1 protein-coding gene and 1 pseudogene are annotated in these 1,090 nt (G+C 37.9%); both read left to right on the forward strand.

Going from position 1 to position 1,090, the window contains the following annotated elements:
- Window positions 1-897, forward strand: an 897-nt coding sequence (locus UNSWCS_RS12255) for a Cj0814 family flagellar-dependent secreted protein (RefSeq protein WP_035144302.1), incomplete at its 5' end; no start/stop codon positions are given.
- Window positions 898-909: 12 nt separating this feature from the next.
- A pseudogene (locus UNSWCS_RS12445) lies at window positions 910-1,090 on the forward strand (cell surface protein); the annotation flags it as partial.

The following is a 1,090-nucleotide window of genomic DNA, read 5'->3' on the forward strand; positions in this document are numbered from 1 at the left end:
CTCTCCCAAGTAGTTGGCGAAGACACACTAAACTCAAAAGATAGCTTTAGCTTAGATGAGATAAGAAATTTCCCTCAAGGCTTTGAGTATAATCGCCAAAGCATGCAAGTAACTAAGATTCATAACTCCATTTATGACTTTGATGCGGCTGCTTCTAGCTTTAACTACAAAGAGTCAAACAAGCAGATGATAAGCACGCTCTTTTTCAATCCAAGCTTTGATGGCGGAGATGGCAGGCAGCCACTAAAGCCAACAACAGATATCTTTAACAACAACAATGGCGGCAAGGAGAGTGTGGGAAGTGGTGTATTTATGGATCCGCACGGAGAGAAATACACAAATAAAGACGGCTCAATAACCAAAGGCGGACTTATAGCAGCCGTTATAAACAATAACCTTGATGTGAGAGAGGGCGAGACAACATTACAAGGCAAAAGAGAAGGCTATGATAAGAGCATAGATAGTAAAGAATTTAATAGAGCATTTGAGCTGTTTGAACTTATGGGCGAGATGAAATTTGGACCTGGCTTTATAAATGCTACCGATAACGATATAGCAGGTATGCCTAAATATATGCAAGATCACATTAGATCTAAAAGAGACTTTATCTATATCGACTTACAAAGTGGCTTTGTGAGCACTCCTGAAGATAGGCGTAGGGGATATGAAGAAGACGAACTCTCATTTAAAAAGATGATGGAGCGTAATCTAAAAATGCTAAAGCTACTCTTTGGTGAGATAGACAAAGATGGTAAAAAGAGCAAGGACTTTATGGATAGCTTTTTGAAATTTAGTATGCCACCTTTAAATTTAGTAAAAGAGCTAAATGAAAACCCAGCTGGAAAATACCTAGTAGATATACTTGGTGTAAAAAGAGATGTTGATATAAAGGCGTAAGGGGGAGCTGAAATGATAACTAGCATAAACGGACTTAGCAACACACCGATACAAGAAACAACTACCCAAAAAGAAAATGCAACAGAAAATATAACCAAAGAAGGCAAGCAAGACAAAAGCGTCAGCGAAGAGAAATTTGATTACTCAAAGTATATGTTTAGACCCTGGACTGATAATGTAAAAGAATTTATTG

It is taken from the genome of Campylobacter concisus UNSWCS (assembly GCF_000466685.1).
GTDB lineage: Bacteria > Campylobacterota > Campylobacteria > Campylobacterales > Campylobacteraceae > Campylobacter_A > Campylobacter_A concisus_A.